Annotated in this window: 11 protein-coding genes; 2 read left to right on the top strand and 9 right to left on the bottom strand. The window is 66.0% G+C overall.

The genetic code is table 11. The annotated features are described in order from the left end of the window. The 7 genes from EO170_RS01350 to EO170_RS01320 all read right to left on the bottom strand — a co-directional run bounded on the left by EO170_RS01350 (position 1) and on the right by EO170_RS01320 (position 10220). Positions 1-993: a MoxR family ATPase gene (locus EO170_RS01350; RefSeq protein ID WP_126941950.1), complete on the bottom strand. Its 993-nt coding sequence runs from the start codon at positions 991-993 to the stop codon at positions 1-3. A gap of 249 nt (positions 994-1242) precedes the next feature. Beyond that, on the bottom strand, positions 1243-2064 hold the full coding sequence (locus EO170_RS01345; protein WP_126941948.1) for a DUF4159 domain-containing protein: 822 nt from the start codon (positions 2062-2064) through the stop codon (positions 1243-1245). Next, positions 2061-3395 (bottom strand): TldD/PmbA family protein, encoded by a 1335-nt coding sequence (locus tag EO170_RS01340; RefSeq protein WP_115675549.1) that lies wholly within the window; start codon positions 3393-3395, stop codon positions 2061-2063. Before EO170_RS01340 ends, EO170_RS01345 begins: the two co-directional genes overlap by 4 nt. 14 nt (positions 3396-3409) lie before the next feature. Further along, on the bottom strand, positions 3410-5044 hold the full coding sequence (locus EO170_RS01335) for a TldD/PmbA family protein (protein ID WP_164740863.1): 1635 nt from the start codon (positions 5042-5044) through the stop codon (positions 3410-3412). A gap of 1281 nt (positions 5045-6325) precedes the next feature. Then, positions 6326-7954 (bottom strand): TldD/PmbA family protein, encoded by a 1629-nt coding sequence (locus EO170_RS01330; protein WP_164740862.1) that lies wholly within the window; start codon positions 7952-7954, stop codon positions 6326-6328. A 195-nt stretch (positions 7955-8149) separates the two neighbouring features. Then, entirely contained in the window at positions 8150-9304 is a 1155-nt protein-coding gene (locus EO170_RS01325; RefSeq protein WP_126941946.1) for an epoxide hydrolase family protein, read from the bottom strand. A gap of 1 nt (position 9305) precedes the next feature. After that, positions 9306-10220, bottom strand: a complete 915-nt coding sequence (locus tag EO170_RS01320; protein ID WP_126942075.1) for an NmrA family NAD(P)-binding protein — start codon at positions 10218-10220, stop codon at positions 9306-9308. A gap of 177 nt (positions 10221-10397) precedes the next feature. On the opposite strand from EO170_RS01320, the gene EO170_RS01315 reads away from it, so the two are divergent. Then, on the top strand, positions 10398-11039 hold the full coding sequence (locus EO170_RS01315; RefSeq protein ID WP_126941944.1) for a TetR/AcrR family transcriptional regulator: 642 nt from the start codon (positions 10398-10400) through the stop codon (positions 11037-11039). 249 nt (positions 11040-11288) lie between these two features. On the opposite strand, the gene EO170_RS01310 is transcribed toward EO170_RS01315, so the two are convergent. Together EO170_RS01310 and EO170_RS01305 are read right to left on the bottom strand one after the other, a co-directional pair. Further along, complete coding sequence (locus tag EO170_RS01310) at positions 11289-12305, bottom strand: class 1 fructose-bisphosphatase (protein WP_126941942.1); 1017 nt, start codon at positions 12303-12305, stop codon at positions 11289-11291. A gap of 290 nt (positions 12306-12595) precedes the next feature. Continuing rightward, positions 12596-13798: an amino acid aminotransferase gene (locus EO170_RS01305; protein WP_126941940.1), complete on the bottom strand. Its 1203-nt coding sequence runs from the start codon at positions 13796-13798 to the stop codon at positions 12596-12598. 156 nt (positions 13799-13954) lie between these two features. Between EO170_RS01305 and EO170_RS01300 the strand changes: the two genes are divergently transcribed. Continuing rightward, a complete protein-coding gene (locus EO170_RS01300) occupies positions 13955-16093 on the top strand; it encodes a TonB-dependent receptor (RefSeq protein ID WP_164740861.1) in 2139 nt (712 codons plus the stop codon). Positions 16094-16255 lie beyond the last annotated feature (162 nt).

The following is a 16255-nucleotide window of genomic DNA, read 5'->3' as shown; positions in this document are numbered from 1 at the left end:
TCACGCCGGGAACGGCACGGCGCGCAGCAGCGCGGCGACCACATCGTCGGCGCTGCGTTGTTCGGCCTCGGCCGCGAACGACAGCAACAGGCGATGGCGCATCACCGGCGCGGCCAGCGCGACGACGTCCTCGCGGGTGGCGGCAAGGCGGCCGTGCAACAACGCACGCGCCTTGGCCGCCAGCACCAGCGATTGCCCGGCGCGCGGGCCGGCGCCCCATTTGATCCATTGGCGCACCTCCTCGCTGGCCTGCGGGCCGGGGCGGCTGGCCCGCACCAGGCGATTGATCCAGGTCAGCAGGTCCGCGCCCACATGCACGTGCCGCACCTGTTGCTGCAGCGCCAGCACGCTGTCGGCATCCATCACCCTGGGCACCTGCGCAGTGGTGGTGCCGGTGGTCTGGCTGAGGATGTCGCGCTCTTCCTGCTCGCTGGGGTAATCCAACCGCACATGCAGCAGGAAGCGGTCCAGCTGCGCTTCCGGCAACGGATAGGTGCCGGCCTGTTCGATCGGGTTCTGCGTGGCCAGCACGAAGAACGGCGCCGGCAACGCATAGGTGGTGCCGGCATAACTCACCGTGCGCTCGCTCATCGCCTCCAGCAGCGCGGCCTGGGTCTTGGGCGGGGTGCGATTGAGCTCGTCGGCCAGCAGCAGGTTGGTGAAGATCGGCCCCTGCTGGAACCGGAACTGCCGATGCCCGGTGCCATGCTCCTCTTCCAGCAGCTCGGTGCCGAGGATGTCGCTGGGCATCAGGTCGGGGGTGAACTGCACGCGGCGGAACTGCAGCTCCAGCGCCTGCCCCAGCGAGCGCACCAGCAGCGTCTTGCCCAGGCCGGGCGCGCCTTCCAGCAGGCAGTGGCCGCCGGCCAGCAGGCCGATCAGCAGTTGCTCCACCACCGCGTCCTGGCCCACCACCGCCTGGGCCAGGGCCGCACGCAGCGCGCCGAGTTGGGAGAGCTGCCGGGTGAAGATGTCGTCGCTGGGGGAAGTCATGGGGGATGTCTCGTTGTCTGGCTGCTGGCGTAGGAGCGCGCCTGCGCGCGATGCGTTACCGGTCAATCTTCATCGTGCGCAAGCGCGCTCCTACAAAGGCGTGCGCGGCTTGCGTATGCGACGGCGGGCGGTTGGCGGTGGTGTCGTGCCTGGAAAAAATCTCGCGTGATTCCTGCAGGAGCGCGCTGGCGCGATGTGGCGTTACCGATAAAGCCTCATCGCGCGCAAGCGCGCTCCTGCGGATCGATTTCAGTTGGTCAATGCATACATCACGATGTTCACTGCGAACTTGGTGTTGTCTTCGGCCAGAAACCGCTTGTTGCGCCAGTCGTAATCCCATTCGCAGCCGTAGTCCTTGTTGCTGTACAACACGCCGAGCCGGCCATCGATGCTGATGCCCCTGAGATAATCGTGCACCAGATCGTCGCCCCAGCCATTGAGCTCGAAACTGGTGGCCGGCGGGCCGTCGGGGAACTTGAAGAATGCGCTGTACAGACGGTGGCTTTTGGGCAGCTTCTGCAATGCGCTCTTGCCGAAGATCGTTGCCATCTGCGCCTCGAACGAGGTGGCGAACAGGCCGTCGATATCGTGGTTGCAATCGTCCACGAACACGAACCCGCCATTGCGCACATAGCGTTCGAAGTTGCGCCGCTCGGCCGGATTGAACTCCACCAGCTTGTGCCCGGACAGGTAGCAGAACGGTGCCTGCAGCATGCGCGGATCGGCCAGGTCCAGCACGTGCTCCTGCGGGTCCACGCGCAGCTGGGTGTAGTCGATCAGCGAGGTGATCAGGTTGGACGGCATGCGCGCATCCACATCCCAATCGCCCGAATCGTAACGCAGCCGGGTAAACCAGAAATCGTAGTTGCCCGCCGCCCGCGCCTGCAGCGGCAGTGCCAGCGTTGCGGCACTACCGAGCAGCAGACCGAGGAAATGGCGTCGCGAAAGGGGAGCCGTGAGACCGTGAATGGGAGCCGCAAGCGCGAGCGCCTGCAAAGTATCAGTCTGCAAAGAGCGGCTTCTGCTTTCCGATTCCCGAATCCCCACTCCCGATTCCCGGCTCCTCCTCACACCGCATCCGACAACGAGGTAAACGTAAAGTCGCGCAGCCGCATCGGTGGAATCATCATCACGTAGCTGGATTCATCGCCGGCCACGCGCACCGGCCTGCCCAGCTCGTCGATGTTGTTGAGCATGATGATCGGCGATTCGTTGAAGCGGAAATTCTTCACCGGGTACTTGATCTGCCCGTTCTCGATGTAGAAGGTGCCGTCGCGGGTCAGCCCGGTCAGCAGTACGGTCTGCGGGTCGACCATGCGGATGTACCAGGTGCGCGTGACCAGGATGCCCTTCTCGGTGCCGCGCACCAGCTCGGCGATGTTCTTCTCGCCACCGGCCATCAGCAGGTTGCCCGGCTCACCGACCGCGCGCTTGCCGTTCTTCTGCGCCCAGAACCGCGAATACTGCAGGTTGGCGATCTTGCCGTTTTCCACGATGGCCATCTTCTCGCGCGGCAGGCCTTCCTCGTCCCACGGCAGCACCGCGGCACGCGCATCCCACGGGTCGGCGGTGATGTTCACGCGCGGGTCGTAAACCTGCTCGCCCAGCTTGTTGCCGCCGCCCTTCTTGGACAGGAAGCTGCGGCCCTCGTCGGCCATGCGCGCATCGAAGTAGCGCATCATGAAGGAGATCAAGCCTGCCGCCGCCGCCGGCTCCAGGATCACCGTGTACTTGCCCGGCTCCAGCGCCTTGGCTTCGGACGAATCGCTGGCCTTGCGCATGGCGATGCGGATGTCCTGCTCGGCCTTGAAGTCGGCGGCATCCTTCAGGTTACGCCCCACCCAGCCCGAGCCGCGGCCGTCTTCGGTGCGCACGGTGCAGGTGTAGTCGAAACGCGCGCCGCGCTGGTAGCCGAAGTTGCCCTTGCTGTTGGCGAACGCGGTAAAGCTCTGGCCATCTTCCAGGAAGCCGGCCGCGATCAATCCCTTGCCCTTGCACGGCGCGATCGAATCGGCAGCCACCTGCGCGCGAAACGCCGGGTCGATGGCGGCGGTGGAGTCGCTGAAGGTGGGGCTGGGTTTATAGGTCTGCTTGTCCACCGCCGGCATGAACTCCGGGTTTTCCGGCGCCAGCCGTGCCAGGTCTTCGGCGCGCCGCACCACGCGCTCCAGCGCGGCGTCGTCGAACTCGTTGATGGTGGCGACGCCCACGCGCTTGCCGAACGCCACCTGCACCTGCAGGTCGGTGTTGTCGACGATGCCGCTGGTAGACACGTTATTCAGTGCGAAACGGATGTTGCCGTCGATCGAGCCGCTGAGCGTGGCGGTGCACTCGTCGGCCTTGGACAGCTTGATGACCTTGTCCAGGATGGCCTTGGCCTGCGCTTCGGTAAGGATGCTCATGTGGGTTTCTCCTGTCAGCCGAGCGAGCGGGCGGTGTTGATGACGTTGATGCCGTCGAAACGGGCGGTGGACGAGCCATGCGAGACCGCCGAGGACTGGCTCGGCTGGCCCTTGCCGTCGAAGAACGAGCCGCCCAGGCGGTAGTCGCGTTGATCGGCCACGGCGCTGCAGGCATTCCAGAATTCCGGCGTGCGGATCTGGTAGGCCACGTCCTCGAGCATGCGGGTGATGGCGCCGTTCTTGATCTCGTAGAACAGCTGGCCGCCGAACTGCGCGTTGTAGCGCTGCTGGTCGATGGAGAACGAGCCGTCGCCGATGATGTAGATGCCGTTTTCCACGTCCTTGATCAACTCGCTCACGCTCAGCGGTGTCTTGCCGGCGGCCAGCGACACATTGGCCATGCGCTGGAACTGCACGCTGGACCACGAGTCGGCATAGCAGCAGCCGTCGGAGGCGGTCTTGCCGAGGATATGCGCCTGGTCGCGGATGGCTTGATAGTCCACCAGCTTGCCGTCGCGGATCAGGTCCCACTGCTTGGTCTTGACGCCTTCATCGTCGTAGCCCACCGCGCCCAGGCTGCCGGGCTGGAGCTTGTCGGCCAGGATATGCACCTTGTCGCTGCCGTACTGGAAGCCGGCCTTGAGCTTGTCCAGCGTGGCGAAGCTGGTGCCGGCGTAGTTGGCCTCGTAGCCGAGCACGCGGTCCAGCTCCAGCGGATGGCCGACCGACTCGTGGATGGTCAGCCAGGTGTGCGAGGGGTCCAGCACCAGGTCGTACTTGCCCGGCTTGACCGAGGGCGCCTTGAGCTTTTCCTGCGCCTGTTTGGCCGCGGCAATCGCGTCTTCCTTCATGTCGTAGGACAGGCCGTAATTGACCACGCCGTTGGGCGAGACGAACTTGCCCGAGGCGGCGCCATCCAGATACTCGTAGCCCAGCCCCATCGGCGCGGACAAGCCGTCGCGGGTGCGGAACTTGCCGCTGGCCTTGTCGATGGCGGTCACGCTCAGCGGCGCCCAGATGCGGTGCACGTCCTGGTCGATGTACGAGCCATCGGTGCTGGCAAAGTACTTCTGTTCGTTGACCACGAACAGCATCGAGTTGACGAAGCTGGCGCCGGCCGCGGTGGCGGCCGCGTTGACGCCCAGCAGCAGGTCCACCTTGTCCTTGATCGGCACTTCCATCGCGTTCTTGCTGATCGGCGTCTTCCAGCTGACCTCGCCCACGCCCGGCGTCGGCGCCAGCTGCACCGGCGTGCCCTGCACCTTGGCATTGGCCTTGGCGATCGCGGCGGCCTGCGCCGCGGCCTTGGCCACGCCCTGCTCGGTGAGCACGTTGGTGGCGGCAAAGCCCCAGGCGCCGGCCACCAGGACGCGCACGCCCGCACCGATGGATTCGGTGTTGACCACGTTCTGCACCTTGTCCTCGCGGGTGATGACGAACTGGCGCAGATAACGGCCGATGCGGACATCGCAATAGCTCGCACCGGCCTGGCGCGCGGCGTTGAGGCCGGCATCGGCCAGGCGCTTCTTGCGGCCCACATCCAGTTGCGTCACCAACTGCTCGGCGGCGATCGCCTTGCCGAAGTAGGCCGGCACGACCAGCCCGCCCATGGTCAGCCCGGTCAGGGCCAGGAAATCACGTCGCTGCACGGCAACTCCCCAATGATCCCGCGCGGCGCGCAGGTAGTGTGGTGACGCACAGATCGCTATCTGCACGGTATCGCCGATTCTTGCCGGGCGATGAACGCTGCGTCAAATGACTTTCGGCAGGGGTAGGTATGCAAACGCAAGACGTGCATGAACCCGGTGGCGCAGCAGGCCTGCACATGTGGCGAGCGCGGCTGACCGGCTGCGATGGATATGGCCGTGTGTTGAGAGGTCTGGATGTCAGGCATGCGTGGTTTGTCTGCGATCGTGCATGTGTGATCAGCAGGTCATCGGGTGCGGTGGTGCTGCAGGGGGCTCTGGCTGACAAGCGTTTGATCTGCGCCCTGGCTGCAGGGCCCTTGCCCGCCCACCATCGCAGGACACGCCGCAAGTACGTCCATGTAGGCTCTTACGCGGCATCCATGCCGCGTAAGGTCCCGCGACGGTAGGCGGCCAAGGACCAGTCGAGATGGTCGGTACGCATGGTAAGAGCAGTGCTGGATGCGCCTCGTTCGATCATGAAGCATTGGCTCCACGTCTGATGCACACCGTACGACAGACAGCTTTTCAGATGAGCGCCGACCGACTGTCTGGTGAGGGCGCCGCGCCCTCGACGCTGCGAGTTTGCTGTGAGGCCCTTGCCCGCCCACCATCGCAGGACACGCCGCAAGTGCGTCCTTGTAGGCTCTTACGCGGCATCCATGCCGCGTAAGGTCCCGCGACGGTGGGCGGGCAAGGACCAGTCGAGAGGGTCGGTACGCATAGTGAGAGCAAAGCATGACGTGCGTTGTTGAATAACGCCGCGGATCATCTTCGCAACGCGAGGCGATCAACCTGAGGCTTCAAAAAAAGCAACCGAATCACTCTCTGGTGCGGTGTCCCGCGAGCGGTGAGGGCACCGCGCCCTCGACCCCCCGGCCTTTTGACTTGGGCATCTGATCGCGTCTAAACGCCGCCGCGGTCTAAGTCCCGATCGCTTTAGGTGGTTCGTCTCGATAGACAGGGACAGTGCGGCTGGATCGCTTGCAGAGCGGATGATCTGCGCCCTTGCTGCAGGGCCCTTGCCCGCCCACCATCGCAGGACACGCCGCAAGTACGTCCATGTAGGCTCTTACGCGGCATCCATGCCGCGTAAGGTCCCGCGACGGTGGGCGGGCAAGGACCGGTCACGATGGTCGGTGTGCACAGTTAAGAGCGGTAAGAGCAGTGCGCGATGCGCGCTGTTCGATGCTGGTGCGCAAGCTCAATCTCTGGGGCACCGCGCCCTCGCCCGACCAGCTTCTCTCAACCCAATGCGCGCGCGGTGTTGATCACGTTGATGCCATCGAAGCGCGCCGTGGACGACCCGTGCGAGACCGCTGATACCTGGCTGGGTTGGCCCTTGCCATCGAAGAACGAGCCGCCCAGGCGGAAGTCGCGTTGGTCGCAGACCGCGCTGCAGGCGTTCCAGAATTCCGGCGTGCGGATCTGGTAGGCGCCGTCTTCCACCAGGCGCGTGACCTGGCCATTCTCGATTTCGTAGAACAACTGCCCGCCGAACTGCGCGTTGTAGCGCTGCTGATCGATCGAATACGAGCCACGCCCGTGGATGTACAACCCGCGCTCCACGTTCTTGATCATGTCGGCAACCGCCAGCGGCGTCTTGCCTGCCGCCAGCGAGACGTTGGGCATGCGCTGGAACTGCACGCTGGACCACGAGTCGGCATAGCTGCAGCCATCGGACGCGGTCTTGCCGAGCAGATGCGCCTGATCGCGCGTGCACTGGTAGTCGACCAGGATGCCGTCCTTCACCAGCTCCCATTGCTTGCTCTTGACGCCCTCGTCGTCGTACCCCACCGCGCCCAGGCTGCCGGGCTGGGTGCGGTCGGCGACGAAGGTCACCGTATCGCTGCCCCAGCGATAGCCGGCATCGCGCTTGTCCAGCGTGGCGAAGCTGGTACCGGCGTAGTTGGCCTCGTAGCCGAGCACGCGATCGAGCTCGAGCGGGTGGCCCACCGACTCGTGGATGGTGAGGAACAGGTTGCTCGGGTCGATCACCAGATCGTACTTGCCGGCCTTCACCGATGGTGCGGTGAGTTTGGCGCGCGCCTGCTTGGCGGCGGCGATCGCATCCTCGCGCGCATCGTAGCTGTGGCCGTAACCGATGAGCCCGCCTGGCAGCTGGTGCTTCTGGCTGGCATCGCCGTCGAGATATTCGTAGCCCATGCCCATCGGCGCCGACAGCCCGTCGCGGGTGCGGAACTTGCCGCTGGCCTTGTCCACCGCGGTAACGGTGAACGGCAGCCACAACCGGTGCACGTCCTGGTCGATGTAGGAGCCATCGCTGCTGGCGAAATACTTCTGCTCGTTGATCGCGAACATGCGCGAGGCCACGAAGGTCGCACCGGCATTCAACGCCGCCGCGTTGACGTCCATCAGCAGCGCCACCTTGTCGCCCAGCGGCACTTCCATCGCGTTCTTCTGGATCGGCGTGCGCCATTGCACCTGTCCGGCCGGCGTCACCGGCGCCAGCTGCACCGGCGCACCGCCCAGCCGCGCGTTGGCCTTGGCGATCGCCACCGCCTGGCGCGTGGCGGTGGCCACGCCATCGCTGGTCAGCGTATTGGTGGCCGCAAACCCCCACGCGCCATCGGCCAGCACGCGCACGCCAACGCCACTGGACTCGGCATTGACCACGTTCTCCACCTGCGCCTCGCGGGTGATCACGAACTGGCGCAAATAGCGGCCCACGCGCACATCGCAATAACTGGCACCGGCCGCCTTGGCCGTGCTCAGCGCGGTATCGGACAAGCGACGGCTGCGCGCGGCATCGTTGGGAGCGAGCAACTGCTCGGCCGCGATCAGGCGCGTGTGCGGCAGCAGCAGCCCGGCAGCACCGATGCCGGACAAGGTGAGGAAGGTACGACGGTCCACGGCGGTTCTCCGTTGAAGGCCAGCGGCACGACTCCCCGCCGTGCCAGCCCCCGAGACTGGCCGGTGTGGGCGCTGGCGGTCAAGAGGGCAATGCCGGCATGGCCCCCGGCAGCTCCGCCTGCAATGCGGAGACGTTGGCGCCGTCAGCATGGCCGTGGCCCGAAGGCAGTGCCGGCACGCAAGGCGCGGTCGCCGTCACCGAAGGGACTGGAAGGTCGTTCGCAAATGATCGACAAAGACCGGCGGATTCTCCATCGCCGCAAAATGTCCACCCCGCTGCGCTTGCCCAAAAAAGCGGAGATCCGCAAAGCGGCGCTCTGCCCAGCGCCGGGAAAGGCGCACCTGCTCGCCGGGAAACATGCTGATGCCAGTTGGCGTGGGCATTGGATGCGAAGGCATCTGCGCCCTGGCTTCCTGCGCGGCCTCCCAATACAGACGCACCGAGCTGGGCCCTGCGTTCGGGAGCCAATACAGCATGATGTCATCGATGAGGTGGTCCAACGCGAACACCTTCTCCGGTTCGAAGCCGCTCTGGGAGACGTCCTGGAAGAGTGCATAGATCCATGCAGCCAGGCCCACCGGAGAGTCCGCCAAGCTGAAGCCCACCGATTGCGGCCGGGTGCTTTGCAGCTTCATGTAGCCGGAAAATTCCGTGTAATAGCGTTGGGCGTCCTCCAGCATCTTCTGCTCGGCCGGTGTGGCTTCGGCGATTTCCTGCGTGCTGGGTTCGAACATCACCATGTTCAGATGGATGCCCACCAGGCCCGGTGGCTGCATGAATCCAAGCGCGGTGGTGATCGCACTGCCCCAATCGCCGCCCTGTGCGGCCCAGCGCTCGCCATACCCCAAGCGGCGCATCAGTTCGACCCATGCCGCAGCCGTGCGCCCGATTCCCCAGCCACGGGCGGTCGGCTTTGCAGAGAACCCAAAGCCAGGCAAGGATGGAATGATGAGATGAAAGGCATCCGACGCCTGCCCGCCATGGGCCACCGGGTCACTCAAGGGGCCGATCACCTCGCGGAATTCGAGCACCGAACCGGGCCACCCGTGCGTCAGCAGTAAAGCAAGCGCATCGGGCTCGGGCGAGCGTACATGCAGGAACTGGATCTCCAGTCCATCGATCGTCGTAAGACTGCTGTTCCAGCCGTTCAACAACTGCTCTGTCGCACGCCAGTCGTAACCGGACTGCCAGCGGTCCACCAGGCGCCGGATGCGCTCGCTCTGCGGGCCCTGGCTGTGGTCCGCCACGGTTTCCCTGCTTGGCCAACGCGTTTGCCTCAGCCGGTGCGCAAGGTCATCCAGCTCCGCTTGTGCAACCTGGATGTGGAACGCTGCAATGCCATCGCGCATCTCAAGACTCCCGTACATAGGTGTTGGCCAGTGTCTGGCGTGCTGTCTGCCAGGAGCGCGCACCGTAGCGATCGTTATCCAGCGGGACCAACTTGCCGCGCCCGCTCATCATGTCGCGCAGATATTGCATGCCCTGCCAGGGAGGGAAGGGATCATCGCTTGCGGGTGTGAGTGCACGCACTGCACGGATGATTGCCGACATCGTGCCGAGCCCGCCGGGCCTGAGCGTGCGATAGCGCTGCCCGGTGAGTTCGGTGAGCAGTTGCGCGATGTCGTTCGGTGAAACGCTGTTGCCGGCAATGCGCAGGTCCCGCGGGGCCGTGGCATCCTTTGCGGCCGCGGCCGTGTAGCTGGCGACGTCATCTTTGGCGGTGAAATCGAGCTGCTGGTGTGCGTCGCCAAAATGCATGACACGACGGCCGGGGACCACCAGGCGCGCACTGCCCTCGAGCAGCTCCAGAAAGCCGCCGCACAACACCCAGGTGGCCGCGATCGGCGTGGCATCCAGCCGGTCTCTGAACCGGCGCCGCAGATCCAGGTTTCGATTGTCGCCCGGCCGTGTCTTCGTATAGTCCAGCGAGAAATCAGACGGGATGAAGCGAGGCACGCCGGCGCTGACCGCTGCATGCAACAGCTTTCCCTGCTGATCCAGCATGACGTCTTCCAAACCGTTGAGCGCGGACACGACACAGGCCGCATTCCCGACCGCTTCACGCAACGATTTGACGTCTTCCATCTCGACGTAGTGGACCTCGATGTTCCTGCGTTGCAGGGCTGCAACACGGTCCTTCCCGGCACCTTGGCGAACAAGGGCAACGACAGCGGCTCCCTGGTCCTTCAGCGCAAAGGCGATCCGGCCACCCAGGTCGCCGGTGGCGCCTGCAACAACGATTCGGGATGTCGCATCTGTAGTCACCACAGGCCTCCTGTTTGGATCTTTGTGCGCCGACAACGGCAATGAGAACTGCAGCAGCCGAGCAAGCTCTGCGTCACTCAACACCTGCGCCATCGGCCGGCTCGCAGACCACGAAGCGAACAACTGAACGATATCGTTCAGTTGATGCGAATGCAAGCGACGTGTAACTTTTCGTCGATGAAAGCAGTCAAGCAAAAGTCAAAAGGCGGAAGGCCGCCACGCGAGAAAGCGGGCGATGTGGAACGGCGCTTACTCGATGCGGCACTGCACCTTTTCCTGGAGCGCGGAGTCGAGGACACCTCGTGTGAGGACATCGCGCGGCTGGCCGGTGCGGGCAAGGCAAGCTTTTACGCGCGCTACGCCAATAAGGACGCCATTTTTGAAGCGGTGGTCCGGCGCGATGTCGACACCCAGCCCATGCCTGCCGCAGCCAGCGTCCCCATGGATCTGGAGGGGCGCCTGAGACACGCAGGACACGGGATGCTGGCGCATGCGTTGCAGCCCCAGACGGTGGCGATGATGCGCCTGGTCGTCGGCACCTCCATCCGGGCGCCAGCGCTTGCCGCTGAAGTCAACCGCATCGGCTGGGAAGGCGGGCTGCGGCGCGTGCAGCTGGCGATCCTGGACGGCCCGGATCAACCGGCCAATCCGGCTGCGCTGGCAAGCCACTTCGTCGATCTGGTCTTTGCGCCGCATCAACTGCGCGCCCTGCTGGGCGAGGATCCCTGCAGCCTGGTCGCCACCGCATCGGAGCGTGTGGAATGGGCGCTTGCACTTCTCAAGGATGCTGGCCAGCTGGAGACCGCACGTGTTCAGTGACCTCTTGCATCGAAGCGGCCGTTGAACAAGCCATCAGAACGACACGCCATTCCCCGCGCATTGGTGGCGCTCCAGGCGACCGACATCCGGTGACGTCGAGGGGCCAGGCAAGCGCCAGCCGTCCCGGCGTGGGTGGTAAATCCCCGGTTCCATCGTCTGCGGCGCCGCTGCCGTTGTCACACACAAAGACACCCGCACGGGGCGGGTGTCTGGCAGGCGTCAACGCGGCGTGTGGCTCGCGCCGAAAGTTCAGCCCTGCGCCTTGTCGAACTCCACGTGATAGCGCGTGGCCTCATTCACTTCGTTCTTCGAACCCAGGAACACCGGCACGCGCTGATGCAGCTGCGTCGGCTGCAGGTCCAGGATGCGCTCGCGCCCGGTGGTGGCCGCGCCGCCGGCCTGTTCCACCAGCATGCTCATCGGGTTGGCTTCGTACATCAGGCGCAGCTTGCCCGGCTTGGAGGCGTCCTTCTTGTCCCAGGGGTAGATGAAGATGCCGCCGCGGGTGAGGATGCGGTGCACGTCGGCGACCATGCTGGCGATCCAGCGCATGTTGAAGTCCTTGCCGCGGGTGCCGTCCTTGCCGGCCAGCAGGTCGCTGACATAGGACTGCATGGCCGGTTCCCAGTGGCGCTGGTTGGACATGTTGATGGCGTACTCGGCGGTGTCGTCAGGTACGCGCATGTTGGCCTGGGTCAGCAGGAAGCTGCCTTCCTCGCGCTCCAGGGTGAAGGCGTGGGTGCCGTGGCCAAGCGTGAGCACCAGCATCGTGCTGGGGCCGTAGATGCAATAGCCGGCGGCCACCTGTTGCGTGCCCGGCTGCAGGAAGTGCTCATCGCCGGGCTTTTCGGTGCCCTTGGGCGCGCGCAGCACCGAGAAGATGGTGCCCACCGAGACGTTGACGTCGATGTTGGAGCTGCCGTCCAGCGGATCGAACAGCAGCAGGAAATCGCCGCTGGGGTACTGGTCGGGTACCGGCTGGCTGTGGTCCATTTCTTCCGACGCGCACGCGGCCAGGTGGCCGCCCCAGGCGTTGGCTTCGAGCAGGATGTCGTTGCTGAGCACGTCGAGCTTCTTCTGCGCCTCGCCCTGCACGTTGCCGGTGCCGGCATCGCCGAGCACGCCACCCAGGGCGCCCTTGCTCACGGCGATGGAAATGCGCTTGCAGGCGCGCGAGACGATGGTGATCAGCTGGCGCAATTCCGGGTCGATACGGCCGGCGTGTTGCTCTTCGATCAGGAAGCGGGTCAGCGAGGGACGCGACATGGGGGCGGGCAGCCTGTGTAGGAAGTGGTCCGCCATTGTCGCCATTGCGCCGTTAGATTTCGATCACTGCATGCGCGTTTTGCCGCGTTGTTGATCGAACATGCGCGAATGGGGGGAGCGATGGTCGCGCTGCGCTTGCCCCATCCGCCCTTCGGGCACCTTCGCCCGCCGGCGGGGAAGGACGCGGCGAGGGCTGGGAAGGGGGCGTTTGCGGGCACAAAAAAACCGGGAGGCTGGCGCGCTCCCGGTTTGCTGGCATTGGCCGGTGTGGCCGATTGCGATGCGGTTGCTTACATCCGGCTGACGGTCGCCACGGCCTGCGCCACGTAGTCCAGGTTGCGCTGGCTCAGCGCGGCCACGCAGATGCGGCCGGTGCCGACGGCATAGATCGCGAACTCCTCGCGCAGGCGGTCGACCTGGGTCCGGGTCAGGCCCGAGTACGAGAACATGCCGGCCTGGCGCTGGATGAACTCGAACTCCGGCGCGCCCAGCGTGGCCAGCTTGGCCACCAGGCCTGCGCGCAGTGCGTGGATGCGCTCGCGCATTTCGGTGAGCTCCTGCTCCCACAGATCGCGCAGCTCCGGGCTGGTCAGCACGCCGGCCACCAGGGCGGCGCCGTGCGTGGACGGGCTGGAGTAGATGGTGCGGATGATGCGCTTGACCTGCGACTGCACGGCCTTGGCTTCGGCCGCGCTGGCCGAGACCACCGACAGCGCGCCCACGCGCTCGCCGTACAGCGAGAACGACTTGGAGTACGAGCTGGCGACCACGTAGCTGTCGATGCCTTCGGCAGCGAGCAGGCGCACCGCGTAGGCATCGGCCTCGATGCCCTTGTCGAAGCCCTGGTAGGCGATGTCGACGAACGGGAACAGCTTGCGTTCCTTCAACAGCCCGGCGACCTGCTTCCACTGCTCCTTGGTCAGGTCGGCGCCGGTGGGGTTGTGGCAGCAGGCGTGCAGCAGCACCACGGTGCCCGGCTCCAGCTTTGCCAGGTCGGCGAGCATGCCGTCGAAGTTCAGCCCATGGCTGGCAGCATCGAAATAGGTGTAGTCCACGACCTCGAAGCCGGCCGCGCCGAACACGGCGCGATGGTTTTCCCAGCTCGGGTTGCTGATGGCGATGGTGGCCGTGGGCAGCAGCTTCTTGAGCAGGTCCGCGCCCACGCGCAGGGCGCCGCTGCCGCCGACGGTCTGCGAGGTCGCCACGCGGCCGGAGGCCAGCAGCGCCGACTCGGTGCCGAACAGCAGCTCCTGGGTGGCCTTGTCGTAGGCGGCCAGGCCGTCGATGGGCAGGTAGCCGCGCGGTTTGGCGTCCAGCGCAAGCTGCTGCTCGATCTTGTGCACGGCGCGCAACAGCGGGATGCGCCCGTTCTCGTCGTAATAGATGCCCACGCCCAGGTTGACCTTGTTGGGGCGGCTGTCGGCGTTGTAGGCCTCGGTCAGGCCCAGGATGGGGTCGCCTGGAACCTGTTCCACGTTTGCAAAGAAGGACACGGCATGACTCGCTGAAGGACGAAAGAGTGAGGGACTTCCGGATGCTCGGCCGCGGCTGGGCCAAACCACTTCATCGTAGCAGCCCATGGCCGGCGTAGCATGCTTCGTTCCGTACGCAACGATGCGCCCACAGTACGGATGAGGGACACTACGCCCATGCCCAGACTGACCTTGTTGGCCGCCGCCTGCGGCCTGTTCGCCACGGGCGCCGCGTCGCCCGTCCTGGCCGCCGATCCGGCGCCGCCCGCCTCCCCACCGATCCAGCGCTTGCCCACCGTGCAGGTGGACGCCGCGCGCGTGCACGGCGTGGACGACTTCGACCTGCCTGCCTCCTTCACCGTGGTGGCGGCCGATGCCGACAACCGCCGCGGCGCGCAGGTGTCCGAGCTGCTGGACGGCATCCCCGGGCTGGTGGCGCGCGATCGCCAGAACTACGCGCAGGACACCCAGCTGTCGATCCGCGGCTTTGGTGCGCGCTCCACCTTCGGCGTGCGCGGCGTGCGGCTGCTGGTGGACGGCATCCCGGCCAGCATGCCCGATGGCCAGGGCCAACTGTCGCACTTCAACGTGCTGGGCGCGCAGCGGGTGGAAGTGCTGCGCGGACCGTTCTCGGCGCTGTACGGCAACTCCTCCGGCGGCGTGCTGCAGCTGTGGAGCGCCGACGGCGCCCCAAACGACCCCTGGCGGCTGCGCGCCACCTACGGCAGCAACGCCACCGTCAACGTGGGTGCGCAATTGCTCGGCCAGCAGGGCGCGGTGCACTACAACCTGGCCGCCAATCATTTCGAAACCGACGGCTTCCGCGCCCATAGCCGCGCCAGGCGCGAGTCGGTCAACGCCAAGCTCGGCTTCGATCTGGCCGAGGGCCGCCGGCTGGATCTGGTGCTCAACTACCTGGACGCACCCGACGCGCAGGACCCGCTCGGCCTGACCCGCGCGCAATTCAACGCCGATCCGGCGCAGGCCACGTCGGTGGCCACCCAGTTCAACACCCGCAAATCGGTGCGGCAGTCGCAGGCCGGCGCCATCTTCACCCAGCAGTTCGACAGCCAGACGCTGCGGCTGATGGCCTACGGCGGGCAGCGCAGCGTGGAGCAGTTCCTGGCGATCCCGGTGGCGGTGCAGCGCAACCCGCTGCATTCGGGCGGGGTGATCGATCTGGACAGCAATTACGAAGGCGCCGATGCGCGCTGGGCCTGGCAGGGGCAGGCCCTGGGCCGGCCGTTGCAGCTGACCGTGGGCGCGAACGTCGATCGCCAGCGCCAGCACCGCACCGGTTACGAAAACTTCGTCGGCGATACGCTGGGCGTCAAGGGCGCGCTGCGCCGCAACCAGCGCGACCAGGTCGAGAACGTGGACCAGTTTGCGCAGGCGTGGTGGCAGTGGAGCGACCGCTGGTCGGCCTTGCTGGGCGTGCGGCATAGCCAGGTGCGCTTCGACTCGGACGATCACTACATCCTCGGGCGCAATCCCGACGACAGCGGCCAGCGCGATTATTCGGCAGCCACGCCGGTGGCCGGCATCGTGTTCCGTGCCGCCGAAGACCTGCGTTTCTACGCCTCGGTCGGGCGCGGTTTCGAAACGCCCACCTTCAACGAGCTGGGTTATCGCAGCGATGGCGGCGCCGGCCTGGCGCTTGATCTGGGCGCGGCGACCAGCCGCAATTATGAGATCGGCAGCAAGTGGCGCGCGCAGAGCGGCGCAGCGGTGGAAGTGGCGCTGTTCCGCGCCGACACCGACGACGAACTGGCCGTGGCCAGCAACACCAACGGGCGCAGCACCTATCGCAACATCGGTGCCACCCGCCGCCAGGGCGCGGAGCTGAGCTGGAATCAACCAGTGGGCACCACCCAGCAACTGCAGCTGGCCTACACCTTCGTCGATGCCACCGTGCGCGATGGCTACCTCACCTGCGCCAGCAGCGGCTGCGCCACGCCCACCGCACCGGTGGCCAGCGGCGCGCGCCTGCCGGGTGTGCCGCGCCAGCAGCTGTTCGCGCGCTGGCAGTGGCAGCCGGCGCAATGGCAGTTCGCCGCCGAAACGGTGGCCTCCGACGCCACCGTGGTCAACGACCTGGCGACCGAGCGCGCGCCCGGCTACGCGCTGGTCAACCTGGAAGCCTCCCGGCGCTGGACCACCACGCTGGGCGGGCTGCGCACCTTCGCCCGCATCGACAATGCGCTGGACCGGCACTACGTCGGCTCGGTCATCGTCAACGACGGCAACGGGCGCTATTACGAACCGGGCCCGGACCGCACCTACACGGTCGGCCTGCAGTGGGATTTCGGCGGCTGAGCTACCTCAGGCGGCGCGCGCTCAACAACGCGCCCGCCACCCGTAGGAGCGCACCCGGGCGCGACAAAGCCGTCCCGCCAATGCGCGCATCGCCACGCGGCGGCACAACAGCATGCGGATGTCTCTCCAACAACCGCTCGGCCTGCAATGAGCGTTGGGCAG

The organism is Xanthomonas sp. BRIP62409 (assembly GCF_003992965.1).
Classification (GTDB): Bacteria; Pseudomonadota; Gammaproteobacteria; order Xanthomonadales; family Xanthomonadaceae; genus Xanthomonas; species Xanthomonas euroxanthea.
Note: the sequence above shows the minus strand (reverse complement) of the source record. Positions and strands in the feature narration are given on the sequence as shown.

Excerpts from the sequence above, each read along its gene's own strand:
- EO170_RS01350 (WP_126941950.1), bottom strand. The coding sequence starts at position 993 with ATGACTTCCCCCAGCGACGACATCTTCACCCGGCAGCTCTCCCAACTC.
- EO170_RS01340 (WP_115675549.1), bottom strand. The coding sequence starts at position 3,395 with ATGAGCATCCTTACCGAAGCGCAGGCCAAGGCCATCCTGGACAAGGTC.
- EO170_RS01325 (WP_126941946.1), bottom strand. The coding sequence starts at position 9,304 with ATGCGCGATGGCATTGCAGCGTTCCACATCCAGGTTGCACAAGCGGAG.
- EO170_RS01315 (WP_126941944.1), top strand. The coding sequence starts at position 10,398 with ATGAAAGCAGTCAAGCAAAAGTCAAAAGGCGGAAGGCCGCCACGCGAG.
- EO170_RS01310 (WP_126941942.1), bottom strand. The coding sequence starts at position 12,305 with ATGTCGCGTCCCTCGCTGACCCGCTTCCTGATCGAAGAGCAACACGCC.
- EO170_RS01300 (WP_164740861.1), top strand. The coding sequence starts at position 13,955 with ATGCCCAGACTGACCTTGTTGGCCGCCGCCTGCGGCCTGTTCGCCACG.